Genomic DNA, 379 nt, shown 5'->3' on the forward strand with positions numbered 1-379 from the left:
GGACCACAATATATGGCGCTTGCACTGTTCAGCGACTCCAGCAGCGAAACCAAGAGCTCCGACGCGGTTTCCGATCTGATGAACATGGTTTTCGACGGTCGGGAATTGCCCGAAACCATTGAGCCGGATTTGCAGCCATTTCTCGACCACCTTCGCAATCGGCACCCGATGGAATTCCGCAGCAAGGACATTCTCTACTCCACATTCGCCGCAATCTGGCTGACGGAGGAAGAGTTCACAGGGGCCGAATGCGAGCCGCCAACGCCAGTACAGACGTCCGCGAACGCAATGTGCCGGCTGCCGGACTGGTTGGAAGCCAGTTCTGCTGAACGTCTCTTCGGATGGGATGGTAGGGAAGAGTTCAATGAGAATTATGCTC

Annotated in this window: 1 pseudogene; it reads left to right on the top strand. The window is 55.7% G+C overall.

Going from position 1 to position 379, the window contains the following annotated elements:
- Positions 1-379, top strand: a pseudogene (locus AB1462_RS32475) (hypothetical protein); the annotation flags it as partial.

The organism is Pseudomonas sp. SB113, from assembly GCF_040754745.1.
GTDB lineage: Bacteria > Pseudomonadota > Gammaproteobacteria > Pseudomonadales > Pseudomonadaceae > Aquipseudomonas > Aquipseudomonas grimontii.